The sequence below is a fragment of the Brevibacterium linens ATCC 9172 genome (assembly GCF_900169165.1).
Lineage (GTDB): Bacteria > Actinomycetota > Actinomycetes > Actinomycetales > Brevibacteriaceae > Brevibacterium > Brevibacterium linens.
In genome coordinates, this window is sequence record NZ_FXYY01000004.1 from 53,994 (window position 1) to 79,198 (window position 25,205).

Here is a 25,205-nt window from a genome sequence, read left to right on the forward strand (position 1 = left end):
TCCGAGGACTACCGGACGGGGCGTGCACCTGTCTGCCAGCAGCGAGCAGAGGTTCTGATCGCCAGGCACACAGGAAGGAGGCCGGATCATGGCCATGAAGACCGGCACATCGGTCTCGGGGTTCATCGCCACGGACCCCAAACTGACCTATGGGCAGCAAGGCGTCGCCCGGTTCTACGCCCGGATGGGAATCGAACACTACCGACGCGAGGAAGACGGCACGTTCACACAGCTCGAGCCGTCGTTTCACGATCTCGTCGTCTACCGCAAGAGCGCCGAACACGCCGCAGAAGCCTTCGCCAAGGGCGACCGCTTCGTCGCCGACGGATACGTACGCCCCTATACCTACGAGCGTGAGGGACGCCAGGTCGGTGGCGAAGAATTCGTCGCCCGCAAGATCGGCCACGACGCCGCCCGCTCGACGTACACCGTCGACCGGACCCCACGGGATGAGGGCCTGACCCAGGAGCAAGTCACCGCCCAGCGGGCGCAGGCCTTCGAGGCCCCCGAGCGCCCAGCCCAGCAGCCCGAGACCGTCGCGATGGGCCAGTAGGAGGAACCCTCATGGATGACGACGACATCACCCCCGGCCCGGAAGAAGTCCCCGAGCTGGACGAGCCCGAACCCGAGGACCTGCCCACCCCGCCCAGTGACGGGCCCGCGGCCCTGGACGAGCCGCCGGGGCCGGTGAACTGGAACCTGCTGACCGCCGAGCAGGCCGAGGAGGCCTGGCTGGAGCTCAACCGGTGGGTGGACTGGCTGCGCCACGCCTTCGGGCTCCCGGCCGCGGTGATCCCGCCGCACTGGCATCGTCACCCCGAGTTGGTCTGGGAGCTGAGCGCCTTGCACATCCACTGGCTCTGCGCCTACGACCCGCAGCAAAACGGATCGGCACCGATCGGCTGGCTACGCGATTTCGCGGACTCCCGGCAGCGGCTGCGCGACTGGGTCGCCGCGTCCGGAACCCGGCTGGATCGAGACCGACCGACCCGGCAGACGATCTGGCCCGGCGAGGAACAGGCCGAGCCGATCGAGGACGCCGCGATCACCGACCGGGACGCCGACTTCGTGGCCTTCGTCGTCTCCGACGTCGCCCGCCGGGAACAGGCTGAGGAGGACTTCTACGCTCGGCTGGACCCCGAGACCGGTGAACTGACCTGACCCACCCGCCGCACAGTCTGGGGGCCGGAACCGATCTCGGTTCCGGCCCTCCTCGTATGCTCGTCTCACTGGGACAGGGCACGGCCTGCCGGGCTGGACTGCCCGGGCTGCGAGGCCGGTACGAACGGCGGCAGCTCACGTCGCGGTGCCCGTGAGGGCACCTGAGGTGCGGCGGGGCGTTCGAGTGCGGTGTGGGAGAGGTCGTAGCCGCCCCACGGCGAGTAATGGTGCACATGCCGGGTGCCGTAGGGCCCGCGCTCGGTGATGATCGGCGCGCCGGGAACCTGCATGTGCTGCGGGTAGCGCTCGGTGATCCACTTCATGGCCAGCTTCGACAGGCTCGAGCCGCCATCTCGGACACGGATCGTCGCCGGTAGAACAGGCAGGTCACGCCAACCGGGCACCGCGTGATCGTGCCACTGCTCGATGACGGAGTTCTCGTCGCCGATCACGTGCCACTCGCACGGCTCGCAGATCATCTGCTCCAGCATTCCGCCGGGGCCTTCGTGACCGTCCTCGGGGCCGAGCTCGGCTTCGAAGATCTCGCCGCGGTGCCCGCCGAACTCGGTGCCGGTCCCGTTCCAGCCTTCCCGGTGCCACATGTGGCTGCGCTTCCACGAGCCCATGGAGCCGTTGAGGAACTTCCAGTGCTCGAACGCCTCATCAAGCTGCGCGGGCGGGAAGTAGTCCCGCGTGAACCCCAGCGGTGCACCGCCCCATTCGTCCAGGCGTGCACGTGCTTCCTCGCGGGCCATCTCGTCGAAGTCGAACGCGAACTGTCCCTCGATGTGTTCTGGCATGATCCTGACCTCCCTCTCGAGGGCAGGTACGCAGCAAGGGGTCGGCGCACCGATAAGCCGGTTGGCCGCAGTCGCACTTCCCTGTGTCAGCCCGGATTGGTAGGATGTGATCTAGGCGATACAAGTTAACTACGCTGCCGCACCAGCTGGATGCGGTGGTTGACAGTCCAGGGGAACCGGCCCCCGGCACGTCCCTCCCGAAGATGAGTCGCCTCCTGGGAGGACTGAGCCATGCTCCGCGCCATACTCGTCACCAGCATCCGTACCCGCGGCATCCTGCGGGCCTGGTTGCCCAGCAACATCGTGCTCGACCTGATCCGCACCCGTGCGGGTTTGAAGTGGGGCGTGCCGGCCATGCTCATCGCAGCTCCCTATCTCGCCATCGCGCAGTGGGCCACCACCACCATCGAGCACGGCGGCCCCGGCTTCCTGCACCTGGTCTTCCTCGTGTACGTGTGGTCGGCGTTGAAGTTCCTCATCATGGGACCGATCAGCCTGGTCACGCTGATCGTGGTGCGAGCAAAGGAACGCGCCCGTGGTCGGCGCGACGATGTAGAACGCTCAGCCCCTCGCGCTGCCGGGGATCGGAGCGGAACACTACCCGGTGAGCGGTGGGTGCCCTAGAGTCGGAGGCATGGACTTCGCAACGGCCCGAGACGAGGAAGTCGCACGTAATCTCGCCAGCAGGGCGTTCTCCCGGCACGTGGGGTTCGACAGCATCGGGGCTCTCGATACCGAAGGTGCGGATGTGCTCCGGCAGAGCATCGTCCGTGCCTGGGAACAAGCCGGTTCCCCGGTCGGCGTGCTCCACCGGGCGGCGGTCCTCTGCGCAAAGCTTCCCCGACTGGTCGACGAGAATCAGCTTCCCGCCGACCTCGAAACTGCGGGAGTCTCCCGCGAGCGTGAGATCGCCTTAGCCAAGCAGGCCTCCACCTTTCTCGCCGCGATCGCGGCCGACGTCGATACCGCATCAGACGTGGAATAACCAGATCGTGGCAGCGAAGACGGGGTGAGCATGTACGCTCACCCCGTCTCTGTGCATCATCTAACCGATGGCATCTCGATGATCAGACTTCGCCGAAGCTCTTCCGGGTCCACCCGGATCAAGCGTCCGACTCGATACCCATGGATAGTTCCATCGGAGATCCGCCGTCGTAGTGTCTTGACGGAGATCCCTAGTTGGTCCGCCGCGTTGGCGAGCGATACCAGGGTCTGCGCGGACTCATCGGGTCGTTTACGTTGGTCCATGATGGTTCCTTCCAGCGAGCAGGGTCCTTTCCCCTCACAGGTGTCCATCGCCGTCCGGAGATGACGCGGCTTCACCGTTTTCCTTCTTGCGGAGATGAGCCTCCACGCGATCGCTCATCCGGTCTGCGAGTTCACGGTCGCGGGCCATCGTGGCGTGCTGGTATCGAAGCACGACGCGCATGTCCGAATGGCCTCCCCGTCTCATCAGCTCGGCGAGCGTTGCTCCCTCCTGCGCGAAGATCGTGAGGCCGGTGTGCCGTAGGTCGTGGAATCGGAACCCTGAGTCGATGACGTCCACGGCGTCTTTCGCCTCGCTCCAGACGTTCCACCAGCGGGTGTTCGACAGCGGCACGCTGCCTTGAACGCTGGCCGCGATCACTGGAGCCTTGGCCTCCTTCGCTACGTAGTCGCGCAGGTGTTCCCAGAGGCGATCACGCATGATCCGTGGCACGCTCAGAGACCGCTTGCCCGCTTCACTCTTCGGATCGGTAAAGTCCCCGGTGTTCGCGTTGAGCTGCCTGCGTACGTGGAGGATGGCACTGCCATCGGGGCGCCATTCGATGTCGCGACGCTGCAAGCCCAGGCACTCCCCGCGTCGCAGCTGGCACCAAGCGGCCAGCAAGACCGCGATGGCCCACCGCTTGGGCATGGCATCGTAGAGAGCCTCGACCTGTGCCGGGGTCGCCACGTCTTCACCGGGGTCGTGGTCGGCATCATGGCGAACAGGCTTCTGCCGAGGCATGGGCACGTCCGGTTCCTTGGCGATGATGCCGTCTCTGGCGGCCTGCCGCAGGATCATCATGAGAACGATGAGCACCGGGCGTGTGACTCCGTTGAACTTCGATTTGGGATTGAGTGGGGAAGGGATCTTGTCCAGCTTGTCGGTCATGAGCCGGATCCGCTCTTTGTCGATGTCTCGAATGGGGGTGTCATCGAACTCGGGAATGAGGTAGCCGTTGACCTTGCCCTTGTAGGAACGGATTGTTCCTTCGGAGCGCATCTTGCCGCTGCGATTTGGCTGGGTGCGGATCATCTCGATCCAGCGGTCGGCGTACTCGGTGAAGCCGATCGTGCGAGCAGCTTCTGCCTCGGCTTCGGCACGTCGGCGTGTGGCCTGGACCTCTGGTATCTCCCACGTCCCGAGCGCGATCTTCGTGTGCACACTAGACAGCCAGGTTCGGGCGTCCGTCTTGGTCTGGAACGTCAGGGCCTTGTCGTCTTCGGTTCGCGCCGTATGGGTCTCACCGTCCGGGCCGGGGTAGCGCGCCTGCCATCGACCGGATGGGAGCTTGCGCAGGCTCCCCCAGGCCTCTCGTGGAGACGCCTTCTTCTCCTTCGTCGTCGCGCTCATCGTGTCCTCCAGTCGCCTCGAACGGACTGGAGCGGACGGTCGTGCCACTTCGTGCCACTAGATCTTCTTGCCTCCTCGAAACCGCTTCTGGCCTCGGGTTTTGCCGCCTCGCGGTGGTCGTCAGTGGCACGAAGTGGCACGACATTGTGGGTGCTCCTCCACCAAAATCGCGTGTGTGAAGGCGTCCGCTCTCGGGTGGAAGGTGTGTCCGTGCCACCCGTGTGCCATGCCGAACGGGTACTGATGTTCATCTGTGCTCTCCTCTGTCCTTCGGATGGAGGCACGAAAAAAGGCCCGGACCTGCAGAAACCTGCAGGTCCGGGCCTCCCATCAGCCCTTTCGGGCCTCGAGCAAGCTACGGGGTCTCAGAAGTCCCAGTCGTCGTCTTCCGTGTTCTCGGCCTTGCCGATGACGTAGGACGAACCCGAACCGGAGAAGAAGTCGTGGTTCTCATCGCTGCCCGGCGAGAGAGCCGCGAGGATCGCCGGATTGACCTTCGTGACCTCCTTGGGGAACATCGCTTCGTAGCCGAGGTTCATCAGCGCCTTGTTGGCGTTGTAGTGGAGGAACATCTTGCAGTCCTCCGACAGGCCCACCGAATCGTAGATGTCGTGGGTGTAGGCGACCTCGTTCTCGTAGAGCTCGAACATGAGGTTCATGGTGTAGTCCTTGAGCTCCTGCTTGCGCTCCTCGGACTGCGACTCGAGACCCTTCTGGTACTTGTAGCCGATGTAGTAGCCGTGCACGGCCTCATCGCGGATGATCAGACGGATGAGGTCAGCAGTGTTCGTCAGCTTGGCGTGTGCCGACCAGTACATGGGCAGGTAGAAGCCCGAGTAGAAGAGGAAGGACTCGAGCAGCGTCGAGGCGACCTTGCGCTTGAGCGGATCGTCTCCCCGGTAGTAGCTGAGGATGATATCGGCCTTGGACTGCAGGTACTTGTTCTCACGCGACCAGCGGAAGGCCTCGTCGATCTCCTTCGTCGAGCACAGGGTCGAGAAGATGGAGGAATACGACTTCGCGTGGACGCTCTCCATGAACGCGATGTTCGTCAGCACAGCCTCTTCGTGCGGGGTCACCGCATCAGGGATGAGCGAGATCGCACCGACAGTGCCCTGGATCGTATCGAGCAGGGTCAGACCGGTGAAGACGCGCATCGTCAGCGTCTTCTCATCATCGGTCAGAGTCGCCCAGGACTGGATGTCGTTGCTCAGCGGGACCTTCTCCGGCAGCCAGAAGTTGCCGGTCAGGCGATCCCAGACCTCATCATCGATCGGATCGACGACGCGGTTCCAATTGATGGCATCGACATGCGATGCCAGAGTCAGATTCTCCAACGCTTTCTCTCTTCCCAAAGTGCTGTTCGTCGTGAGTACGAGTTGTCTGCGCGGCAGACGAAAGTCATATGCGCGGGCCCGGCCGGTGGGACGGGGCCCGCACGAAGCCGGCGGACCGATTCACATCGGTCCGCCGATTCCATTGATCAGAGCATGCAGGAGACGCAGCCTTCGACCTCCGTGCCCTGCAGAGCGAGCTGCCGGAGCCGGATGTAGTAGATGGTCTTGATTCCCTTGCGCCAGGCGTAGATCTGCGCCTTGTTGATGTCACGAGTGGTGGCGGTGTCCATGAAGAACAGCGTCAGCGACAGCCCCTGGTCCACGTGCTTCGTGGCCTCGGCATACGTGTCGATGATCTTCTCGTAGCCGACCTCGTAGGCATCCTGATAGTACTCGAGGTTGTCGTTGTCCATGAAGGGAGCCGGGTAGTACACGCGGCCGACCTTGCCCTCCTTGCGGATTTCGATCTTCGAGGCCACCGGGTGGATCGACGAGGTCGAGTTGTTGATGTACGAGATCGAACCGGTCGGCGGCACGGCCTGGAGGTTCTGGTTGTAGATGCCGTGCTCGGCCACCTGAGCCTTGAGCTCTCGCCAGTCGTCCTGGGTCGGGATGTGCACGTTCGCTGCGGAGAACAGTTCGGCCACACGAGCGGTGCGCGGCTGCCAGGCCTCATCGGTGTACTTGTCGAAGTATTCGCCGGTGGCGTACTTCGACCGCTCGAAGCCGGCGAAGGCCTCACCGCGCTCCTTCGCGATCTCCATCGACGCGCGCACACAGTGGTAGGCGACGGTGTAGAAGTACATGTTCGTGAAGTCCAGGCCCTCATCGGAGCCGTAGTAGATGTGCTCCCGAGCCAGATAGCCGTGGAGGTTCATCTGCCCCAGGCCGATGGCATGCGACATGTCATTGCCGCGGGCGATCGAGGGCACGGACTGGATGTTCGAGGTCTCGGCGACAGCGGTGAGTCCGCGGATCGCGGTCTCGATGGTCTGACCGAAGTTGTCCGAGTCCATCGTCAGAGCGATGTTGAGCGAACCGAGGTTGCAGGAGATGTCCTTGCCGACGACATCGTAGCCGAGATCATCGTCGTACTTGCTGGGCTCGGAGACCTGGAGGATCTCCGAGCAGAGGTTGGACATGATGATCTTGCCGTCGATCGGATTCGCCTTGTTGACGGTGTCCTCGAACATCACGTACGGGTAGCCGGACTCGAACTGGATCTCGGCCAGAGTCTGGAAGAATTCGCGGGCGTTGATCTTCTTCTTCTTGATCGCCGCGTTGTCGACGAGCTCGGTGTACTTCTCGGTGACATTGATGTCGGAGAAGGGCACACCGTAGACGCGCTCGACGTCGTAGGGGCTGAAGAGGTACATGTCCTCGTTGCGCTTGGCCAGCTCGAAGGTGACGTCCGGGATCACAACGCCCAGGGACAGGGTCTTGATTCGGATCTTCTCATCGGCGTTCTCGCGCTTGGTGTCGAGGAACTTGTAGATGTCTGGGTGGTGGGCGTGCAGGTACACGGCACCGGCGCCCTGACGCGCTCCGAGCTGGTTGGCATAGGAGAACGAGTCCTCGAGCAGCTTCATCACGGGGATGACGCCGGAGGACTGGTTCTCGATCTTCTTGATCGGGGCACCGGATTCGCGGATGTTCGTCAGGGCGAAGGCCACACCGCCGCCGCGCTTGGACAGCTGCAGAGCGGAGTTGATGGAGCGGCCGATCGACTCCATATTGTCTTCGATGCGCAGCAGGAAGCAGGAGACGAGCTCACCGCGCTGCCTCTTTCCGGCGTTGAGGAACGTCGGGGTGGCCGGCTGGAAACGGCCGGCGATGATCTCGTCGACGAGCTGGGTGGCCAGCGTCTCGTCGCCACGGGCCAGGAACAGAGCGACCATGACGACGCGGTCCTCGAAGCGTTCGAGGTAGCGCTTCCCGTCGAAGGTCTTCAGCGTGTAGGAGGTGTAGAACTTGAACGCACCGAGGAAGGTCTGGAAGCGGAACTTCTGATCATAGGCGCGCGTCGACAGCTGTTCGATGAACTCAAACGAATACTGCTCCAGGACCTCGGGCTCGTAGTAGTCCTTCTCGACGAGGTAGTCGAGCTTCTCCTTGAGGTTATGGAAGAAGACGGTGTTGTTGTTCACGTGCTGCAGGAAGTACTGGCGGGCAGCCTGCTTGTCACGTTCGAACTGGATCCTGCCGTCCTCGTCGTACAGGTTCAGCATCGCGTTGAGCGCGTGGTAATCCAGATCCGTCTCTTCGCGGATGATGTCCTCTACATTGCGGTCTTCAGCGAGCTCGCGCACAGTTTGTCCAATCCTAGGTTGACAGCGTCGACATCATCCTGAGTGCCCAGGAGTTCGACTCGATACATGAGGGGTACTTGACACTTTGCCGCGACCTTGACGGCCGCGCGGCAGTAGTCCTCGCCGAAGTTCGTGTTTCCGGCGCCGATGACACCGACGAGATGACGTCGGTTCTCTTCGACATTGAGGAATCTGATGACTTGCTTGGGAACAGCCCCGCGATTGCGGCCGGCCCCATATGTGGGGGTGACGAGAACGAATGGCTCATCCACTCGCAGCGTCGGCTCCGTGGTCAACGTCGGCAGCCGCACTGCCCGGTGACGCAGCTTCGCGACGAAGCGGTGCGTGTACTCGGAGTTGGCAGAGAAGTAGACCAGCAGCATTGTCAGGCCACGACGGACGCAGACTGTTCGCCGGTCAGAGTGGCGATCTTGTCGGGACGGAAGCCCGACCAATGGTCGTTGTCGGTGACGACGACAGGAGCCTGCATGTAGCCCATCGCCTTGACGACATCGAGGGCGTTCTCGTCGACGCTGAGATCGACCGACTTGTACTTCAGGCCCTTGGCGTCGAGAGCACGGTAGGTGGCGTTGCACTGGACGCAAGCTGGCTTGGTGTACACGGTGATCATGACGACTCCTTCAATCTGCTGTGCAGTTCGGCATTCTGATGGCTGTGACCGTGTCCCGTCAACTGCTCGATCATGATGAATATCACCAGGCGCAGGCTCAGGGGTGACCACTAGATGTTGTGTTCGGGTTAGACCTTACCCCTATATCCAGTGTTACACCAGTGTCATTCGGAGGCTCCACACCCTGTGTCATCACCGTCCACAATCGTCCACAGGCTGTGAACGACACTCGTGTAGTTCGATCACCTGCGCGGACGCTGGTATCGGCGGCTTCCAGATTCATTTTCGGCTCTTTTTCCACCGACGTTTTCCACCGCTTTCCACAGGAAAACTTTTTGCCTGTGGGCATGTTGCGGAACCCTCGATCGACGATTTCGACCTCCTCCATGCGGTGCCGGTCACGTCGTAGCGGAGGCGATCATCACAGCACCTCCTCCCATCTGTCTGTCGGTCCCACCGACGCTACAGCTCGGTCCTGACATGAGATGGCCCCGCCGTGAACGGAGGGTGGCTGGCCGGCGGGAGCAGACCGGGACGCGGTCGAAGTGTGTCAGCACTGCAACGTCGACGGCTGTTGCGTGTCAGTGCCACCCAATATGCTGGAGACCACAGAAACGCACCGCACTGCGTGACTGACGAGCACAGTGACACCGAGCGACCAGTGACACCGAGAGACTGAGGGACCATGACGGCAACGGCACCGGCGAACACGCAGGAGATCGCGCACGCACAGACGATCCTCAAGGCCTTGGAGTCCTACCTCGACCATTTCGTCGTCGGGCAGCAGCGGCTGCGCGAATCCCTGCTCATCGGGCTCCTCTCCAGCGGTCATCTGCTGTTGGAGAGCGTGCCGGGGCTGGCGAAGACCACGGCCGCCGCCGCGTTGGCCAATGCCGTGGACGGACAGTTCTCCCGCATCCAGTGCACCCCTGACCTGCTGCCGGCCGACATCATCGGCTCGCAGATCTACAACGCGCATGAGGGCTCGTTCAATACGGTACTCGGCCCCGTGCATGCGAACATCGTCCTCCTCGACGAGATCAACCGGTCATCGGCGAAGACCCAGTCGGCGATGCTCGAGGCCATGCAGGAGAAGCAGACGACGATCGGCGGCAAACGCTTCGAACTCCCCCGCCCCTTCCTCGTCATGGCCACCCAGAACCCGATCGAGCAGGAGGGCACCTACCAGCTGCCGGAAGCTCAGCTCGATCGGTTCATGATCAAGGATCTGCTCACCCACCCGAACCCCGGCGAGGAGGTCGAGATCCTCTCCCGCCTCGACTCCGGAGTCTTCGACAAGGATTCGGTGCCCGATCCGGCCTGCACCCTCGACGATGTCGTGACCATGCAGAGCTATGCCCGCACCGTCTACATCGACCCGGCCATCACCCGCTACCTCGTCGAACTCGTCCACGCCACCCGCAATACGACGAAGTACCTCGGGCGATTCGCCCCGTACATCGAATACGGAGCCAGTCCGCGTGCCTCCATCGCGTTCACGAACGCCGGCCGGGCGCTGGCGATGATCCGCGGCCGCAACTACGTTATCCCCGAAGACATCAAGGACCTCGCCCACAGAGTGCTGGCCCACCGCATCCAACTGGGCTTCGAAGCCGCCGCCGAGAACATCACGAGCGCCCAGATCGTCGACGCCCTCCTCATGGCCGTGCCGACCCCCTGAGCGGCGATACCCATGACTGTCCTGCTCAATCGCATCAAGGCGCGGATGACCATCCACGCCCACCGGCGGACCCGGCGCCTCCTCGACGGGGACTACTCCTCGGTCTTCCACGGCCACAGCCTCGACTTCGATGATCTGCGCGACTACATCCCCGGTGACGAGATCCGCGACATCGACTGGAAAGCCACCGCCAGACACACCGAGCCCCTGGTCAAACGCTATGTCGCCCACCGCAGGCACATCCTCGGACTCGTCGTCGACACCTCCCGGAACTTCGACGCCGTGACCTCCGCCGGCGCCGACAAACGCCACCTGGCCATCCTCATGGCCGGAATGGTCGGGTACCTCGCCGTCCGCCACGCCGACGACGTCATGCTCATCCACGGCCACGCGAACCACACCACCGCCTCCCCGCGGAAGGGCAGCGAGGCCCACCTCGAACACCTCTTGCAGCAGATCCTCGCCGAGACCGGCACCACCTCCCCCGGGTCGATCAACACTCAGCTGCAGTGGATCACCAGCCACATCAACCGTCGGATGCTGCTCGTCGTCATCTCCGATCAGGCCCCGCTGGGACCGGAGGCCGAAGCGACGATCCGCCGACTGCGCGCCCAACACGAGGTCCTGTGGATCACGATCACCGACGCGGACCTCGCGGGTCTGCCGGCCGCCTCGGCGCCGTTCGACGTCGCCCGCCCCGACCATGGGCTGCCGACCTCGGTGATGACGAAACCCGAGGTCAGACAGGAATTCGCCCTCGCCGAGGCAGCCCGCCGTCAGCAGCGGAACGACCTTCTCGCCAAACTGGGGATCGCCCACATCGAAATCGACCATCCGAAGTCGGCCCTCGGCCGCCTCCACACTCTTCTGCTGAGGCACCGCCGTGGGCCCCGCTGAACTCATCGGGCCCCTGGAGGTCTCACCGGCGTGGTACGTGGCGGCCTGCTTCGTGCTGCTGCTGGTGCTCGGAAACGTCTTCGCCCCGCTCTTCCGCTCCGCTGCCGGAGTCACCGCGGCGGAAGGTCCGCGCATCCCGATTCCCGTGCGCAGCACCTACCTCTCCCGCATCAGCGCGGTGGAGACGGGCTTGAGCGCCGAGTCCGCGGACGTGCGCGAATCGGCACAGGAACTGGCAGCGATCGTGCGCGAATTCGCCCATGACGCGTGGGGCGTCAAAGCCGAACATCTGACCTACCGCGATGCGGCCGTCGCCGGTCTCGATGACCTCGCGGACTGCCTGCTCGGCCTCTATGAGGCGGAGTTCGCCGAAGCGGAGCCGGCGGGTCTGCAGCCGCAGATCGCCGAGGCCAGGAAGCTGGTGGCGCGATGGTCCTGATGTTCTGGTGGCTGGCGCTCATCCTGCTGGTCCTCGCCGCGGCCGCGGTGTTCTTCTTCCGCCGTCCGAAGTCGACGGAGTCCTCACTGGCCGTGGCTCACAGCGGACGGATGACGAGCCTGCCGAGTTTCCGCAGAGCCATGCGCAGACGGCTGGTGACCACGGTCGCCCTCCTCGGCGTCGTCGTCCTCACCGGACTGTCCGCGCTGGCGGGAATCGCTCGCCCGGCCTGGATCGAGACGGTCAACCCGGAACGGAAGATGCGCGATGTCATGCTCTGCCTCGACGTGTCCGGCTCGATGCTCGGCTACGATGCCGATCTGCTCGAGTCCTACCAGGAACTCGTCGACCGCTTCGACGGCGAACGCATCGGACTGACCGTCTTCAACGCCACCGCGGTCTCCGCATTCCCGCTCACCGACGACTACGACATGGTCCAGAACTACCTCGCCGAGGCCGAGGAGGGGTTCCGCACCTGGGGTGCCGAGGGCACCGACTACTCATGGTCGACCTCGCCCCCGAACATCGGCGGCTCCTCACTCATCGGCGACGGGCTCGTCAGCTGCGTCGACAACTTCGACCGACAGGACGAGGACCGGTCCCGGTCGATCATCTTCGCCACGGACAATATGCTCGCCGGTCAGCCGCTCTTCGAACTCAACGAAGCCGCCGATATCGCCGTCGACGCGAAGGTCCGCGTCTACAGCCTCTCCCCTCCCTCGGTGCTGACGACCACTCAGACGAAGGAGCTGCGTTCCGTGTCCGACCGCACCGGCGGCGAACAGTTCGACATGGGCTCGGCCTCGACGATCGACCGCATCGTCGAAGAGATCCAGAGCCAGGAGGCGGCGAACACGCCCGGGCGGTCGTACACGATCGTCCATGACATGCCGATGGTTCCGCTCGGCATCGCCGTCTTCGGCCTCGCCGGAGTGTTCGTGCTGGCATGGAGGACGAAATCATGATCTTCGATCCCGTGTTCACCTGGTTCGGCTGGGGCTTCCTCGTCCTCGCCCTGCTCACCGTGTGCATCATCCCGGTCATCCGCGGCGACGGTCCGCGCTGGAGGTGGTTCGCCCGCATTGGCGTCGTCGCCCTGCTCGCGCTCGCTCTGGCCCGCCCCGGCGTCCCCATCAAATCCTCGACCGAGGAGTACGAGACGCGAGCCGATGTGTACTTCGTCGTCGATGTCACGACGTCGATGGCCGCCGAGGACTTCGACGGCAACGACACCCGTCTGACCGGGGTCAAGGAGGACATGCTCGAACTCGCCGATGCCTTCCCCGGCACCCGGCTGAGCATCATCACCTTCGCGTCGACCGCAGCCACCGTGATGCCGCTGACGACCGATCACGCCGCCTTCGCCTCCGCCGTCGACGTCCTCGAACCCGAGTCGTCGATGAACTCGAGGGGCTCATCGATCACCGAGGCCGGTGAGGAGCTCGAGAAGCGGATGACGTCGAACGATGAGGACCGCCCGGAGAACAAGAACGTCGTGTTCTACTTCGGCGACGGTGAGCAGACCGTGTCGGAGACCCCGGAATCGTGGTCGTCGTTCGCGTCCCGCATCGACAGCGGAGCCGTCTTCGGATACGGCACCGAACAAGGCGGGAAGATGCGCGACAGCCAGCCGTTCGGCTACGGGTCCGGAGTCGGTGATCCCGGCACTGCGCCCGGCATCGGCGACCCCGATGACCCCGACGACGATCAGGCACCACCCGAATACGTCCAGGACCGCAACGGCGAACCCGGGATCTCGACGATCGACGAGGGCAACCTGCGCCGGATCGCCTCGGACCTCGGCGTCGACTACCACCACCGCGACGGAAACGGCGCGATCTCCAGCGTCTACACCGCTCCGAAATACGATCAGGCCCTGGTGAGGAAGGACGGCCGGGTCACCGTCGACGAATACTATTGGGTCCCGCTCATCCTCGTCTTCGCGTGGATCGCCGTGGAGCTCGTCTTCGGAGTCCGCGAATATCTTCGCCTCAAGGCGATCACCCCGAAACGCCCTCGCCGAGGCGGCCCGCCCGGTCCCGGCGGCCCGGTTCCCTACCAGCAGGTCCCCCAGCAGGCCGTTCCCCATCAGGCGGTTCCCCATCAGGCGGTTCCCCATGGGCCGTCGCCTCACCAATCGGCGCCCTACCGGGGAGGTCCGCGATGAACCGTGTGAAGAAACTGTGGTCACGGCGGCGCCGGATCACGAAGATCAACCTCATCCTCGGCACCATATTCGCCCTGGTGTTCGGCTATATCGCGATGGCCACCTATTTCGGAACGGCCTCGCAGGTCCGATACACCTCGAATGACTTCCCCGGTGCGAAGAAGGCGGCGACGGCGTTCCTTCGGGTCAGCCCGTTCCAACGTCACATCGGCTACTTCAACCGCGGCACCGCCGAGGCGGCCGTCGGCGATTTCGATGCCGCCCAGACCGACCTCGAATCCGCTCTGGAGATCGCTCCGACCTCGGCCGAGTGTGCGGTGCGGATCAACCTGTCCTATGTCTACGAGAAGCAGGCAGATCAGATCGCCTCGCAGGACCCCGACCAGTCGCAGGAGCTCTACGACCGATCGCTGAAGACGCTCGAGGACGCGCCCGAGGAATGCCAGCCGAAGAAGAGCGAAGAGAAGCAGAAGAGCAGCCAGGCGAAGGAACGCGTCGAGGACAAGAAGCAGGGCGAGAAGGCCAAGGAAGAGGGAACCGACGACAGCGAGTCCGATGACGAGGATTCGCAGGATCAGGACTCCGACGACGACACATCCTCCGGAGACGAGGGCCAGGACTCCGACGAGGAGAAGAAGCCGGACGATACCTCCGGCAAATCCGAACGTGAGAAGAAGCGAGACGAGCTCGAGAAGCGCCGCGAGGACTCCGAACGCCAGCAGCGACAGCAGGGCCCAGGCGGCGACGGCGGCCGGTCGACCCCGGAGAAACCCTGGTGATCACCGGCGCGGGCCTCCGATCGCTCCGGCGAGAGGCTGCGGCGCCGCTGCCCTGTGACATCATGAGTCCATGACCGTCTCCGACCCCGCCGCCTCAGATCCAGCTTCGTCCTCCACGCCCGGAACGTCGTCGTCGAACGCATCCGGCTCCGCCGCTTCGGTGTCCCCCTCCTCCGCGGCCGCGCCGCGGCTGCGGGCCGCTCTGGAGACCTTCCCTCCCTATATTCCGGGCAAACCTCCCCGCCGCGTCGACGGCTTGGAGTCATTCAAGCTCTCCTCGAACGAGAACTTCCTGCCTCCTCTGCCGGCAGTCCTCGACACCATGGTCGCTCATGCGACGAACCCCGCGCTCTACCCCGACGATGCCGCACTGGCCCTGCGCCAGGGACTGGCCGACCGCCTCGGCGTCGGACTGGATCAGCTCGTCGTGACCACCGGAGCCAGCGAACTGCTCGTCGCTCTGACCCAGATCACCTCGGACTCCACCACCGAGGCGATCTATCCGTGGCCGTCGTTCGAGATGTACCCGCAGACCACCGGGCTCGCCGGTTCCACTCGCCACGAGGTGCCGCTGACGGCCGACGGCCGTCACGACCTCGACGCGATGGCGGCGGCGATCACCGAGGCCACCAGCCTCATCATCCTGTGCTCACCCAACAACCCGACCGGCCCGGTGCTGCGCGATGACGAGGTCCGCGCTTTCCTCGACACAGTCCCTGCCCACGTCCTCGTCGCCCTCGACGAAGCCTACTGGGAGTTCGCCACCGCACCCGGCCGAGCCGATGGACTCGGTCTCGTCCGCGACTATCCGAATCTCGTTCTGCTGCGCACCTTCTCCAAGGCCCACGGGCTCGCCGGACTGCGCGTCGGCTACGCCGTCGCCCACCCGCCGGTCATCGCAGGACTGCTCAAGGCCGTCGTCCCCTTCGGCGTCACCGACCTCAGCCAGGCCGCCGCCCTCGAATCCCTCAATCACTGGGACGACGTGCTCGAGCGGGCCGGCGAGATCGCACAGACCCGCGATGCCTTCGCGGCCGCTCTGCGCGAACAGGGCTGGGACGTGCCCGAAGCACAGGCGAACTATGTCTGGCTGCCGTTGGGTGAGAAATCCGATGCCTTCGAAGACGCATGCGTCGAGCAGGCCGTGGCGGTGCGCAACCTCGGTGCCGGTGTGCGCATCAGCATCGGCGAGGACGAAGCGCTGGCCCGGGTGCTTGAGATCGCCGAACGCTTCCGCATCGAACACTTCGAGGAGTAGTCAGCGAGCACTGCCGGGCAGAAGACTGCCGCGCAGAACACTGTGCCGGGCAGCCGGTGAGAGGTCAGCCTTGAGAGGTGAGCCTAGAGTTCGGCGAGTTCGAGGGCCATCGACACCGCCTGACGCGTTTCGGCACGGGAGAGGTCGCGGCCGAGCAGCTTCTCGATCTTCGCCAACCGTGCCCGCACCGTATGCCGGTGGACTCCCAATTCGGCGGCGATGCGCTCCCGTGCCCCGGAGGCGGCGATGAACACCCGCAGAGTCTCCAACAGCTCCTGACCACCACGGGCCCGGAAGAGCTCGCCGAGGATGCGCTCGACGAACCGGTCGGCAGCCTCCTCATCGACGGCCGAGAGCAGCGCCCTGACCTCGGACGCCTCGGACTCATGCTGCGTCCGCCACAGCATCCACGTGTGATGGAGCTGCCCCAATGGCAGTCTCTTCTCCGCAAGCACGTCCAGGCCGGTGACCTCGGCTGCCTTCGCCACCAGCTCGTCGAGCCCACGCTCCTGCGCCCCGACGACTCCGAGCAGCGAACCGGTGCGGGTGAGCAGACTCCGCCCGACGATGTCGGCGATGAGGCGTTCGGCGGAGTCGCCGCGGACACCGCCGAAGATGTGCATCCCCACTGTCGCCACCGGCGCCAGTCCCGTCACCCGCGTCCACTCCCCGCGCGCCTGACCATCGGCCAGATCGGTGTCGAAGAGCAGCGACCGACCGGAGGGAACGGGCAGATCCGCCAACGACATCGCCAACAGCGCCGCGGCGGTCGACAGCAGCAGGGCACGTGTCTTCGGGGATCCGGCCGCCTCGGCGGGGGTGAGAATCCACCCGAGCGGATGGTCACCGCCGATCGGCACGGCCTCGACGATCCGCGAACCGGTGCGGATCAGTCGAGGTCCCGCCGTCGGTTTCAATGACTCCTCGATGAGCGCCGAACGCACGTCGGCCTCGGCATCGTCCCCGCTCAACGCCCGGCCGGTGGGCGAGACGAACCGGACCGGAGCCTCCAGCGTCTCCGCCAGATCGGCCACGAGAGCAGCAGGCCCCTCACCGGCCAACGCGGTCGCGAAACGACGTGCGGCGCTGCTCGCCCGGGTCAGCTCCCTGTTGGTCTCGGCCTCACGCATCCGGGTGAAGGCATCGACGACGGCGACGAACGGCACCGGCTCGGGCACTCCGAACAGCGCCAGCCCCGCCTCCTGCGCGGCGGCGACGAGCTTCGGCGGGACCTGCTGCCACGGCAGGTCGGAGCCCAGACCGATGCCGAGCGCATGCACGCCGACGAACTTGAGGCGGCGCACATAGTCCGCGACCGTGTCCCCGCCGAGGTCCTGGCCGACCCCGATCGTCAGCAGCACCTCACCGCCGGCAAGCCATTCGTCGACCTCCGGAAGCTCCGAGGAATGGACGATCGTGACATCCTGCTCAGCTGCGGTGGGCGAATCGACGATGACGTCGAGCGCGAGTTCGGTGCGTGACCAGATCTGTTCCAAGGTGACCATGCACCCGATTCTATCCACATTGGACAGCACCGAGTTCAATTACTCCACTTTGGATATCGGTGTTGTGTGACCCAGGTCCTAGGCTGAGGGCACAACCTCCGACCCATCGGGGTCGGGTCAGCCGCCACGACGAAGGAGAAGCCAGTGACGTCTCAGCCGCTCGGCCCTGCCGACTACAGCAAGACACCCCGCTACGCGGGCCCCCCGACGTTCGGACTGCTGCCTCGCATCGACGAGGTCGAAGCCGAACGTCCCGGCGAGAAGATCGACGTCAAGGTCATCGGCATCCCCTTCGACGCCGGCGTCAGCTACCGTCCCGGCGCCCGCTTCGGACCCGCTCACATCCGCCAGTCCTCGAAGCTGCTGCGCCCCTACAACCAGGCCACGAACGTCCACCCGTTCACCTGGCAGCAGGTCGCCGACTGCGGTGACCTCGGCGTCAACCCCTTCGACATCGAAGAGGCCATCACCACCGTCGAGGCCAACGCCGACGCGATGCGCGCCGATGGCGCCAAGCTGCTCACCCTCGGCGGAGACCACACCCTGGCCCTGCCGAACCTGCGTTCCCTGCACAAGACGCACGGGAAGATCGCCGTCCTCCACTTCGATGCGCATCTGGACACCTGGGACACCTACTTCGGTGCGCCCTACACGCACGGCACTCCGTTCCGCCGCGCCAGCGAAGAGGGCCTCATCGATATGACCGCGTCGATGCACATCGGCATCCGCGGTCCGCTCTATGGGAAGAAGGACCTCGAAGACGACGAGGTGCTCGGCTTCCAGATCATCCGCAGCGACGAATACCAGTTCACCTCTGTCGCCGACGTCGTCGCCCGCATGCGCAAGCGACTCGGTGATGCCCCTGTCTACATCTCCGTCGACATCGACGTCCTCGATCCGGCGGCCGCTCCCGGCACCGGCACCCCCGAGGCAGGCGGAATGACCAGCCGTGAGCTGCTCAATTCGATCCGCGGACTCCAGGGACTGGGTGTCGTCGGCGCCGAGATCGTCGAGGTCGCCCCGGCCTACGATCACGCCGAGGTCACCGGACTCGCCGCCGCCCATGTCGGCTACGAGATCCTGTCCCTGTGGGCGGCTGAGAACAACGGAATCACGGCGCCCTCCGGCCCGTCCGGCAGCGCCCTCGGAGTCTGAGCATGAACGACGAACACAACGTCCGCAACGGCGGTCGCGCAGTGGTGGCGACCCTGGCCGCCCACGGTGTCGATACGATCTTCGGCATCCCCGGCACCCACAACCTCGAGTTCTACCGGCATCTGCCGGAGTTCGGGATCCGCGCCGTGACACCGCGGCACGAGCAGGGAGCCGGCTACGTTGCCGACGGGTACTACCTCGTCTCCGGCAAACCCGGGGTCGTCATCACGACCTCGGGGCCGGGACTGACCAATGTCATCACCGCCGCCGCGACCGCCTATGCCGAGTCCCGCCCGATGCTCATCCTCTCCCCCGGTGTGCCCACCGGATTCGAACGCGCCGACGTCGGCATGCTCCACGAGACGAAGGACTCCTCCGGGGCGGTGGGCCACCTCCTCGTGTCCTCCCAGCGCACCCGCACCGCCGAAGGCGCCGCTCAGGCCGTCGCCGAGGCGTTCGCCATGTTCGACTCGGCCCGTCCCGGACCCGTGCACATCGAGGTTCCCCTCGACGTGCTCGAGGGGGCATGGAACGGCAGCGTGCCGGTCCCGTTCGCGGGCCGCCGCCCCGGACTCGACGATCATGTCGTGGCCCGTGCCGCCGAGGCGATCCGTACGGCCACGCGCCCGCTGGTCATCGCCGGCGGCGGAGCCCGGCGCGCTCACGCCGAGGTGGCCCGTCTCATCGAGGCCCTCGACGCTCCCCTGGCGACGACCGCCAACGGCAAGGGCATCGTGTCCGAGACGCATCCGCTGTCTCTGGGTTCCAACGTGCGCTTCCCCAGCGTGCAGGCCGAGTCCGCGGCTGCCGATGTGCTCATCGTGCTCGGATCCGAACTGGCCGACTCCGACCTCTGGGGCGGAGTCATCGGCGCGCAGACGAGCATCGGCGTCCGTGATGACTCTGCCCGGCAGACCGTCATCCGCTGCGATATCGACCCCGACCAGCTGAATAAGAACCTGCCCGGTGACATCCTCGCCTGCGCGGACACCGCGGAGTTCCTCACCGCGCTCATGACCGCGCTCGAGTCAGCAACGGCCACCGCCGCCTCGGCGAGGAATGCCGGAACGGATGCGTCCGACTCGCACGGATCGGCCGCCTCGGCGAGGGAATCCGGGGCCGATCGGGTCACCCGGATCCGGCAGAGCTGGGCCACCGATTTCGACTTCGACGCGATCGGGGCCAGGGTCACCCGGCTCGTCGAAGAGGGAGCGGGATCGACCGTCGTCATCTCCGGTGACTCCTCGCAGGTCACCTACGACGGCACCGTGCACGCCCTGACGGCGAGCACACCCGACCAGCTGCTCTACATGCCCGGATTCGCCACCCTGGGCTACGGCATTCCCGCCGCGCTCGGGGCGAAGCTCGCTGACCCTGCGCGTCCGGTCGTGTGCATCCTCGGCGACGGTGCGGCCATGTTCTCCATCCAGGAGCTCATGACCGCGGCCGAGCTGGGACTGGGCATTCCCTTCGTCGTCGTCGACAACGGCGGGTACGCGGAGATCGAGGGCCAGATGGTCGATCGCGACATCGAACCCTTCGCCGTCCGGCTCGCCCGTCCGGACTTCGCGAAGCTCGGTCAGTCCATGGGCGGGGCCGGGGTGACGATCGCCGAGGCGGACATCGATTCCGCGCTGCCGCAGGCCATCGCCGAGGCGCTCGGTCGCAGGGTGCCCACCGCCATTCACATCACCGTCGGTCACTGAGCCGATCCAACAGAGAGGGTCACCGTGGACTCTGCAATTGTCATCATCTATCTCGCCGCAATGGTGGGATTCGGAGTCTGGGGCCGGTTCAAGGCCCATAATCAGGAGGACTTCCTCGTCGCCGGGCGCCGCCTCGGCGGGCTGCTCTACACCGGCACGATGTCGGCCGTCGTCCTCGGCGGCGCGTCGACGATCGGCGGTGTGGGCCTCGGCTACACGGCCGGACTGTCGGGCATGTGGCTCGTGCTGTCGATCGGCTTGGGCATCATCGCGCTGTCGCTGTTCTTCGCGCCGAAGATTCAGAAGCTCGAGATCTACACGGTCTCGCAGATGCTCGAACTCCGCTACGGCAGGGGCTCCCGGTTCGTCTCCGGAGCGATCATGACCGCCTACGGTCTGATGATCTCGACGACGTCGACGGTCGCCTACGCGACGGTCTTCCATACCCTGTTCGACCTCAACAAGGTGTGGTCGGTGCTCATCGGCGGCGGCATCGTCATCCTCTATTCGATGCTCGGCGGAATGTGGTCGATCACGCTGACGGACTTCGTGCAGTTCTTCATCCAGACGATCGGCATCTTCCTCATCATGCTGCCGCTCGTGCTCTCGAAGTCCGGGGGCATCGGTCAGCTGTTCTCCTCGCTGCCCGACACGCACACCTCACCGGTGGGCATCGGCTGGCAGGCGATCCTCGGCTACATCCTCATCTACACCCTCGGTCTGCTCATCGGCCAGGACATCTGGCAGCGCGTGTTCACCGCCCGCAGCCCGGGAGTGGCCCGGTGGGGCGGATTCTCCGCGGGCGTCTACTGCCTGCTCTACGCCGCGGCCGGTGCGCTCATCGGCATGGCCGCGACCACGATCGTGCCCGGCATCGAGGTCCAGGACGATGTGTTCGCCGCCGTCGTCGATGCCTCCATGTCGCCGGTGCTCGGCGGAATCGTGCTGGCTGCGGCGCTGGCCGCAATGATGTCGACGGCGTCCGGTTCGCTCATGGCCGCCTCGACCGTCTGCCGCCAGGACATCGTCGAACCGATCCTCGCCCGCAAGGACATCGTGCCGGCTTCGGCCGGATCGTCTGTGGACGGCGCAGCGACGGATGGGTCGGCCGCCTCGGCGAATGGAACCGGATCGGGAACGAGCGCGAGGTCGACGCTCGTACGGTCGCTGGTGCGCGAGACCGGTGACGAGGTGCGCGACTCGCGCATCTACCTCATCGTGCTCGGTGTCGTCACCCTGGTGCTCGCGATGATCATGCCCAGCGTCGTCGAGGCCCTCACCGTGGCCTACAACCTGCTGGTGGCCGGCCTGTTCATCCCGATCCTCGGCGGCCTCGTGTTCAAGCGGGGCACGATCGTCGGCGTCATGGCCGGCATGATCCTCGGTGCCGTGACCACCGTGGTGGTGATGATCACGATGGGCATCTACTCGAACGAGGCGATCTACCTCGGCCTCATCGCCTCGCTGGTCGGATACCTCGTCGGGTCCTTCGCATCGAAGCCGACCTCCCCCGAGATCATGGCCGCCTGGAAGGAACGCATCAACCGCTGATTACTACCTGACGGCGGCCCAGCAACCTCGCGCGAGATTGCTGGGCCGCCGTCAGGTAGTTCTGGACGGTGCGATCTGCGTGCCGGGACGTCGCCCGACTTGGTGCCTCAGGCCACAGTCACCTATATTCGAAGGGTCAGGCTGAGCCGACCGCGGCAACCCTCGGAATTGGGTCCCCAGGGCGAGCGGCACATCAGCCGGTGCCCGAAAAAGGGGCACGAAGCCGCCGAGTCGCGCGTGTGAGACATATATGGATCCCTCGTTTCCATATCTCATTCGCGAAAGGCCAGCCATGGCTCATACTTCCGCGCACGTCGCGCAAACACTCGCCGCCCACATCGACGAGGTCTTCGGCCTCATGGGCAACGGCAACGCCTACTTCCTCGACGCCCTGCTGCGTGGCACCTCGGCCACCTACACCGCCGTCCGCCACGAGGCCGGAGCCGTCGTCGCCGCCGACGCTCACTTCCGCACATCCGGGCGGATCGCCGCCGCCACCACGACCTATGGTGCCGGGTTCACGAATACGCTCACCGCCCTCGCCGAGGCGGCCCAAGCCAGAGTTCCCCTCGTCCTCGTCGTCGGGGATGAGCCGACATCGGGTCCGCGGCCGTGGGACGTCGACCAGATCGCCATGGCTTCGGCGGTGGGTGTACGCACGTACACCGTCGGTCGGGTCGATGCGGCCGCCGCGACCGTGACCGCGATCGAGCACGCGCTGACCTACCGGGTGCCCGTGGTGCTCGCGATCCCCTACGATGTCGCGACTCTTCAGATCGGTGAGATTCCGGCCGTCCCCGGTCCCAGCCGTCCGGCACCGACAGCACCGACCGGGGAGTTCACTCATGCGGCCTTGGATCGTCTCGCCACAGATCTGGCTGCGGCGAAGCGCCCGCTGCTGCTCGCCGGTCGCGGAGCCTGGTTGGCCGGAGCCAGCGACGAGCTCGGTCAACTCGTCGAGCTCACGGGTGCGCTGAGTGTGACGACCGCGCTGGGCCGCAATCTCTTCCCGGCTGCCGAACACGACCTGGGAGTCGCCGGCGGCTTCGGCGCCCCGGCCGCGATGGATCGCGTCCGGGAAGCCGATGTCGCCGTGGTCTTCGGAGCCTCGCTCAATCAGTTCACGATGCGTTTCGGAGACCTCTTCCATCCCTCGACGACGGTGTGGCAGATCGACACCGACGACCGTGCCACGAACGCCCGCGTCGGCGGCTTCATCCGAGCCGATGCGAAACTCGCTGCCGCCGACCTCGTGGCACGGCTGAAGTCGACCGGAATCGACGGTGCGAAATATTCGGACAGCGGCGCTCCGCGCTGGCACGATTCCGTCGACACCACCGCCGACCGTGCCTACGCCGTCGGGTCGGAGCTCGCCGGGGACGGTCGGCTCGATCCACGTGCGGCGGCGAGCCGCCTCGGCGAGATTCTGCCGAAAGATCGGGTCGTCGTCTCCGACGGCGGACATTTCATCGCCTGGGCGAACATGTTCTGGGAACCCAGCGCCCCGGACCGGCTGGCGATGGTCGGCACCGCGTTCCAATCGATCGGACTCGGCTGGCATTCCGTCGCCGGAGCCGCCCGCGCGAACCCGGAGTCGACGATCGTGCTCACCAGCGGTGACGGCGGCGGAGCCATGGCATTGTCCGACCTCGACACCGCGATCCGGGTCGCCGACGGTCGCGGAATGGCCGTGGTCTTCAACGACGCGGCCTATGGCGCCGAGGTCAACTTGTACGGGCTCAAGGGGCTGGAGAAGTCACCCATGCTCATCGACGAGATCGACTTCGCGGCCCTGGCCACGGCCGCCGGCGGACACGGCGTCGTCGTCCGATCCCTGTCCGATCTCGACATCGTCGAGGAGTGGAAGGCTCGTCCGGTCGACGAACGGCCCTTCCTGCTTCTCGACCTGCGGATCTCCGGCGAGGTCATCGCGCCGTACCAGGAAGAGGTCATTCGCGTGAACTCGTGACCGCGCCTGGCCGGTTGCACAGCTGGTGGCGGCCCGGGTGCAGACGCTGGTCTTGCTGTGCCGACCGACCCCAGGTGACGAGGCGCCACAACTTCTCCAGCCGGCCCTGTCAGAAACGGCGCAGCCACAGAGTTGAGACGACGACTGTCCATATTCGTACCGCTGCGTCCGTTGGCGCTGAGCAACTACGTCGGCGCTACCGTGATCTTTGTCGCCGTTCGGCTGGCAGTGCCCGACTTGGCCCGGTTCGACGGTGGCGATGCGACGTCGTTCCGCCTCGGTGGCGGTGGCCTGTCGTTCGATCAGGGTGCAGTCATTCGATCGCAGCATCAGACCGATCGCGATCGCGGCGATGACCAGGGCGAACCCCATGAGCGCAAAGGTCGCACCGTCGGCCGTGACCAGGGGACAGACGATGTTCGCGACTGCGAGAATGACGATGACGGCGAGGCTCATCCGGCTCGACGACGTTCGGGCGAGCATCGCCAGCACCGTCAGGCTCAGCCACAGAGTCGACAGACCCAGCGTGGCGGCGACGGCGGCCAAGGCGAGGCCGCCGAGCAGTCCGAGGACTGCCCACTCCAGCCGTGCAGCCCGTCCCGGACGCAACTGAGCTCGAATGAGGATGGGCAAGCCGACGGCCACGGCGATGACGATCGTGATCGGCCGAGTGGTCGGAACTCCGGGGTCTCGCGAGGGCGTCGCGAAGAGGGTGCCCAGATGTTGGTACGGCGGTCGTCGCCGTGGGAGGTCAGTTGTCTGCGGACCGCGCCGCGCGGTGGGCCGTCGTCCAGACTCTGACAAAGAGGCCGAGGATGAGAAGCCACCCCGAGACCGCGAGAACGGCTCCGACTGCCTTCGGCCAGGCGAATTTCTCAAGGCTCAACAGTGCAATCGAGAAGCCGACGGCGATGATGCTGATGGTGATCAGCATGGGAATCGCCGCACGGTGGCCAGCTTTCCAAGCGGCCTCGGACCGCAGCGTCAGCGCCGACCGGATTCCGATTGCACGATTGCGGGGCAGACGGTCGCCGCGGATGACCAACACGAGAACGACGCAGACAACGGCAAGGAGCAGGTAACCGATCAGCGGCGGATAGAACATCGGTACCGGTCCCCTCTCTGAGCTCGGATCCACCGTATCTCATCGGGGCTGAACTCAGCCGATCTCCAAGGGACAGGTGGGAACGGCCCTGTCCGGCCGCCTCGGCGATGGTGTTCGCTCTATTCGACGCTTCGTCGACTTCGACGGGGCAAAGTG

The 25,205-nt window shown here is 65.4% G+C and carries 24 protein-coding genes; 15 read left to right on the top strand and 9 right to left on the bottom strand.

The genetic code is table 11. The features are described from left to right. The first annotated feature begins 88 nt into the window (after window positions 1-88). Together BLIN9172_RS04935 and BLIN9172_RS04940 are read left to right on the top strand one after the other, a co-directional pair. Complete coding sequence (locus BLIN9172_RS04935) at window positions 89-553, top strand: single-stranded DNA-binding protein (RefSeq protein WP_009881989.1); 465 nt, start codon at window positions 89-91, stop codon at window positions 551-553. An 11-nt stretch (window positions 554-564) separates the two neighbouring features. Further along, complete coding sequence (locus BLIN9172_RS04940; protein ID WP_009881988.1) at window positions 565-1,161, top strand: hypothetical protein; 597 nt, start codon at window positions 565-567, stop codon at window positions 1,159-1,161. Between the two features lie 65 nt (window positions 1,162-1,226). On the opposite strand, the gene BLIN9172_RS18060 is transcribed toward BLIN9172_RS04940, so the two are convergent. Further along, window positions 1,227-1,961 (bottom strand): DUF6349 family protein, encoded by a 735-nt coding sequence (locus tag BLIN9172_RS18060; RefSeq protein WP_009881987.1) that lies wholly within the window; start codon window positions 1,959-1,961, stop codon window positions 1,227-1,229. A 231-nt stretch (window positions 1,962-2,192) separates the two neighbouring features. Here BLIN9172_RS18060 and BLIN9172_RS04955 point away from each other — a divergent pair, with 231 nt between their 5' ends. Together BLIN9172_RS04955 and BLIN9172_RS04960 are read left to right on the top strand one after the other, a co-directional pair. Next, entirely contained in the window at window positions 2,193-2,585 is a 393-nt protein-coding gene (locus BLIN9172_RS04955) for a hypothetical protein (RefSeq protein WP_009881986.1), read from the top strand. Between the two features lie 10 nt (window positions 2,586-2,595). After that, window positions 2,596-2,946 (top strand): hypothetical protein, encoded by a 351-nt coding sequence (locus tag BLIN9172_RS04960; RefSeq protein ID WP_009881985.1) that lies wholly within the window; start codon window positions 2,596-2,598, stop codon window positions 2,944-2,946. Window positions 2,947-3,002: 56 nt separating this feature from the next. On the opposite strand, the gene BLIN9172_RS04965 is transcribed toward BLIN9172_RS04960, so the two are convergent. The 6 genes from BLIN9172_RS04965 to nrdH form a co-directional block, all read right to left on the bottom strand. Further along, a complete protein-coding gene (locus BLIN9172_RS04965) occupies window positions 3,003-3,257 on the bottom strand; it encodes a helix-turn-helix domain-containing protein (RefSeq protein WP_308297939.1) in 255 nt (84 codons plus the stop codon). Further along, window positions 3,244-4,560 (bottom strand): tyrosine-type recombinase/integrase, encoded by a 1,317-nt coding sequence (locus tag BLIN9172_RS04970; protein ID WP_009881981.1) that lies wholly within the window; start codon window positions 4,558-4,560, stop codon window positions 3,244-3,246. The genes BLIN9172_RS04965 and BLIN9172_RS04970 overlap by 14 nt, the downstream gene beginning before the upstream one ends. Window positions 4,561-4,925: 365 nt before the next feature. Further along, a complete protein-coding gene (gene nrdF / locus BLIN9172_RS04975) occupies window positions 4,926-5,897 on the bottom strand; it encodes a class 1b ribonucleoside-diphosphate reductase subunit beta (RefSeq protein ID WP_025778726.1) in 972 nt (323 codons plus the stop codon). 146 nt (window positions 5,898-6,043) lie between these two features. Continuing rightward, on the bottom strand, window positions 6,044-8,170 hold the full coding sequence (gene nrdE / locus BLIN9172_RS04980; protein ID WP_240812192.1) for a class 1b ribonucleoside-diphosphate reductase subunit alpha: 2,127 nt from the start codon (window positions 8,168-8,170) through the stop codon (window positions 6,044-6,046). Between the two features lie 5 nt (window positions 8,171-8,175). Next, window positions 8,176-8,589 carry a class Ib ribonucleoside-diphosphate reductase assembly flavoprotein NrdI gene (nrdI, locus tag BLIN9172_RS04985; RefSeq protein ID WP_101554063.1) on the bottom strand — a complete coding sequence of 138 codons (414 nt, stop codon included), beginning with the start codon at window positions 8,587-8,589 and terminating at the stop codon, window positions 8,176-8,178. A gap of 2 nt (window positions 8,590-8,591) precedes the next feature. Next, window positions 8,592-8,837, bottom strand: a complete 246-nt coding sequence (gene nrdH / locus BLIN9172_RS04990; protein ID WP_025778731.1) for a glutaredoxin-like protein NrdH — start codon at window positions 8,835-8,837, stop codon at window positions 8,592-8,594. 685 nt (window positions 8,838-9,522) lie between these two features. Here nrdH and BLIN9172_RS04995 point away from each other — a divergent pair. The 7 genes from BLIN9172_RS04995 (at window position 9,523) to BLIN9172_RS05025 (ending at window position 16,058) form a co-directional block, all read left to right on the top strand. Next, window positions 9,523-10,518 carry an AAA family ATPase gene (locus BLIN9172_RS04995; RefSeq protein ID WP_025778733.1) on the top strand — a complete coding sequence of 332 codons (996 nt, stop codon included), beginning with the start codon at window positions 9,523-9,525 and terminating at the stop codon, window positions 10,516-10,518. Window positions 10,519-10,530: 12 nt separating this feature from the next. Continuing rightward, entirely contained in the window at window positions 10,531-11,415 is an 885-nt protein-coding gene (locus BLIN9172_RS05000; RefSeq protein ID WP_101554064.1) for a DUF58 domain-containing protein, read from the top strand. After that, a complete protein-coding gene (locus BLIN9172_RS05005; RefSeq protein ID WP_101554065.1) occupies window positions 11,402-11,854 on the top strand; it encodes a hypothetical protein in 453 nt (150 codons plus the stop codon). The genes BLIN9172_RS05000 and BLIN9172_RS05005 overlap by 14 nt, the downstream gene beginning before the upstream one ends. Then, on the top strand, window positions 11,845-12,819 hold the full coding sequence (locus tag BLIN9172_RS05010) for a vWA domain-containing protein (RefSeq protein ID WP_101554066.1): 975 nt from the start codon (window positions 11,845-11,847) through the stop codon (window positions 12,817-12,819). Before BLIN9172_RS05005 ends, BLIN9172_RS05010 begins: the two co-directional genes overlap by 10 nt. Beyond that, a complete protein-coding gene (locus tag BLIN9172_RS05015; protein ID WP_101554067.1) occupies window positions 12,816-14,021 on the top strand; it encodes a vWA domain-containing protein in 1,206 nt (401 codons plus the stop codon). The genes BLIN9172_RS05010 and BLIN9172_RS05015 overlap by 4 nt, the downstream gene beginning before the upstream one ends. Further along, on the top strand, window positions 14,018-14,800 hold the full coding sequence (locus tag BLIN9172_RS05020; protein WP_101554068.1) for a hypothetical protein: 783 nt from the start codon (window positions 14,018-14,020) through the stop codon (window positions 14,798-14,800). The genes BLIN9172_RS05015 and BLIN9172_RS05020 overlap by 4 nt, the downstream gene beginning before the upstream one ends. Window positions 14,801-14,870: 70 nt before the next feature. Then, entirely contained in the window at window positions 14,871-16,058 is a 1,188-nt protein-coding gene (locus tag BLIN9172_RS05025) for a histidinol-phosphate transaminase (protein WP_101554069.1), read from the top strand. A gap of 83 nt (window positions 16,059-16,141) precedes the next feature. On the opposite strand, the gene BLIN9172_RS05030 is transcribed toward BLIN9172_RS05025, so the two are convergent. Then, a complete protein-coding gene (locus tag BLIN9172_RS05030; protein WP_101554070.1) occupies window positions 16,142-17,563 on the bottom strand; it encodes a PucR family transcriptional regulator in 1,422 nt (473 codons plus the stop codon). Window positions 17,564-17,707: 144 nt separating this feature from the next. On the opposite strand from BLIN9172_RS05030, the gene speB reads away from it, so the two are divergent. The 4 genes from speB (at window position 17,708) to BLIN9172_RS05050 (ending at window position 23,944) form a co-directional block, all read left to right on the top strand. Then, window positions 17,708-18,718, top strand: coding sequence for an agmatinase (gene speB / locus BLIN9172_RS05035; RefSeq protein ID WP_101554071.1), 1,011 nt, complete (start codon window positions 17,708-17,710; stop codon window positions 18,716-18,718). 2 nt (window positions 18,719-18,720) lie between these two features. Further along, on the top strand, window positions 18,721-20,424 hold the full coding sequence (locus BLIN9172_RS05040) for a thiamine pyrophosphate-binding protein (RefSeq protein ID WP_101554072.1): 1,704 nt from the start codon (window positions 18,721-18,723) through the stop codon (window positions 20,422-20,424). Window positions 20,425-20,448: 24 nt separating this feature from the next. Then, window positions 20,449-21,975: a sodium:solute symporter family protein gene (locus BLIN9172_RS05045; protein WP_180956941.1), complete on the top strand. Its 1,527-nt coding sequence runs from the start codon at window positions 20,449-20,451 to the stop codon at window positions 21,973-21,975. A 292-nt stretch (window positions 21,976-22,267) separates the two neighbouring features. Beyond that, window positions 22,268-23,944: a thiamine pyrophosphate-binding protein gene (locus BLIN9172_RS05050; protein WP_101554073.1), complete on the top strand. Its 1,677-nt coding sequence runs from the start codon at window positions 22,268-22,270 to the stop codon at window positions 23,942-23,944. A gap of 751 nt (window positions 23,945-24,695) precedes the next feature. Here BLIN9172_RS05050 and BLIN9172_RS05060 read toward each other — a convergent pair. Continuing rightward, complete coding sequence (locus tag BLIN9172_RS05060) at window positions 24,696-25,082, bottom strand: SdpI family protein (RefSeq protein WP_145997922.1); 387 nt, start codon at window positions 25,080-25,082, stop codon at window positions 24,696-24,698. Between the last annotated feature and the right edge of the window lie 123 nt (window positions 25,083-25,205).

Bases quoted from the DNA above. Each gene is read 5' to 3' on its own strand.
- BLIN9172_RS05030 (WP_101554070.1), bottom strand. From the start codon at position 17,563: ATGGTCACCTTGGAACAGATCTGGTCACGCACCGAACTCGCGCTCGAC.
- BLIN9172_RS04965 (WP_308297939.1), bottom strand. From the start codon at position 3,257: ATGGACACCTGTGAGGGGAAAGGACCCTGCTCGCTGGAAGGAACCATC.
- BLIN9172_RS05015 (WP_101554067.1), top strand. From the start codon at position 12,816: ATGATCTTCGATCCCGTGTTCACCTGGTTCGGCTGGGGCTTCCTCGTC.
- BLIN9172_RS05010 (WP_101554066.1), top strand. From the start codon at position 11,845: ATGGTCCTGATGTTCTGGTGGCTGGCGCTCATCCTGCTGGTCCTCGCC.
- nrdI (WP_101554063.1), bottom strand. From the start codon at position 8,589: ATGCTGCTGGTCTACTTCTCTGCCAACTCCGAGTACACGCACCGCTTC.
- BLIN9172_RS04955 (WP_009881986.1), top strand. From the start codon at position 2,193: ATGCTCCGCGCCATACTCGTCACCAGCATCCGTACCCGCGGCATCCTG.
- BLIN9172_RS04960 (WP_009881985.1), top strand. From the start codon at position 2,596: ATGGACTTCGCAACGGCCCGAGACGAGGAAGTCGCACGTAATCTCGCC.
- BLIN9172_RS04995 (WP_025778733.1), top strand. From the start codon at position 9,523: ATGACGGCAACGGCACCGGCGAACACGCAGGAGATCGCGCACGCACAG.
- BLIN9172_RS04970 (WP_009881981.1), bottom strand. From the start codon at position 4,560: ATGAGCGCGACGACGAAGGAGAAGAAGGCGTCTCCACGAGAGGCCTGG.
- BLIN9172_RS05025 (WP_101554069.1), top strand. From the start codon at position 14,871: ATGACCGTCTCCGACCCCGCCGCCTCAGATCCAGCTTCGTCCTCCACG.
- BLIN9172_RS04940 (WP_009881988.1), top strand. From the start codon at position 565: ATGGATGACGACGACATCACCCCCGGCCCGGAAGAAGTCCCCGAGCTG.
- BLIN9172_RS04935 (WP_009881989.1), top strand. From the start codon at position 89: ATGGCCATGAAGACCGGCACATCGGTCTCGGGGTTCATCGCCACGGAC.
- BLIN9172_RS05050 (WP_101554073.1), top strand. From the start codon at position 22,268: ATGGCTCATACTTCCGCGCACGTCGCGCAAACACTCGCCGCCCACATC.
- BLIN9172_RS05020 (WP_101554068.1), top strand. From the start codon at position 14,018: ATGAACCGTGTGAAGAAACTGTGGTCACGGCGGCGCCGGATCACGAAG.
- BLIN9172_RS05000 (WP_101554064.1), top strand. From the start codon at position 10,531: ATGACTGTCCTGCTCAATCGCATCAAGGCGCGGATGACCATCCACGCC.
- BLIN9172_RS05040 (WP_101554072.1), top strand. From the start codon at position 18,721: ATGAACGACGAACACAACGTCCGCAACGGCGGTCGCGCAGTGGTGGCG.
- nrdH (WP_025778731.1), bottom strand. From the start codon at position 8,837: ATGATCACCGTGTACACCAAGCCAGCTTGCGTCCAGTGCAACGCCACC.
- BLIN9172_RS18060 (WP_009881987.1), bottom strand. From the start codon at position 1,961: ATGCCAGAACACATCGAGGGACAGTTCGCGTTCGACTTCGACGAGATG.